The 958-nt window shown below is 49.5% G+C and carries 1 protein-coding gene; it reads right to left on the bottom strand.

All coding sequences use genetic code 11. The features are described from left to right. Positions 1 to 958 (bottom strand): site-specific integrase (locus tag BACCOPRO_RS03975; RefSeq protein ID WP_008141169.1); only part of this gene is annotated, 958 nt, incomplete at both ends.

Here is a 958-nt window from a genome sequence, read left to right as displayed (position 1 = left end):
ATCCTCCAACTTGTGCGACAGGGTTTCCATGTCTTGGCTTATCTTCTGGGCGGTGATTTTGGCGTAAATTTGGGTGGTTTTTATGTCCGTGTGTCCCAAAAGGCGGCTCACCGTTTCGATGGGTACGCCGTGCGACAAAAGTACGGTCGTGGCGTTCGTGTGGCGTGCAACGTGATAGGTCAAACGCACCTTGAAGCCGCATTGTCTGCCTATATCTTTGAGTATTTTGTTACAACTGCCGTTACTCGGAACGGGGAAAACATGACCGTCCCGAGCCAGCCCCTTGTATTTCTCTATGATACGTTTGGGAACGTCCAAAAGACGGATGTTCGATTCGGTGTTGGTCTTCTTTCTTCGGGTGATTATCCAAAGATTGCCGTCGAAGAATGTTTGCAGGCGGTCGGTGGTGAGGTTCTTCACGTCTGAATACGCCAAACCCGTGAACACAGAAAAGACAAACAAGTCCCGTACAAGTTCATGGGTGGCGTTCTTCATGGGTGCGTTCATGAGCGTCTGTATCTCCGTTTGGGTGAGGTAGCCCCTGTCCACGTTTTCGGGAGAGTTGATATATCCGGCAAAGGGATTGAACGGCAAACGCCCGTCGTTCCTCGCAATGGAAACTATGTGTTTCAACATAATCATGTAGCCCCACACGGTATTGGTGCGGCATTTCTTCTCCGTGCGCAAAAAATACTCGAAGTCGTTGATAAACGTAAGGTTGAGTTCCTTTAACGGAATATCCTCTCTCTTGTAGGTATGGGGCAAAAACTCCCGAATATGGTTGCAGACCGTCCGATAACGGGTAAATGTACCCTGCGCCCTGCTGTGCCCGACTTTCTTCTCAAATTCGGCGTTGTGCTGCTCGAATAGCTTTAACAAGGTTTCTTGCTTGATGCCGATACCGAGATAGGCGTCTTTGAGTTTGGCGGCGGTAACATAACCGTCCGTCTGCATTAAC

This window comes from Phocaeicola coprophilus DSM 18228 = JCM 13818, from assembly GCF_000157915.1.
Lineage (GTDB): Bacteria > Bacteroidota > Bacteroidia > Bacteroidales > Bacteroidaceae > Phocaeicola > Phocaeicola coprophilus.
Note: the sequence above shows the minus strand (reverse complement) of the source record. Positions and strands in the feature narration are given on the sequence as shown.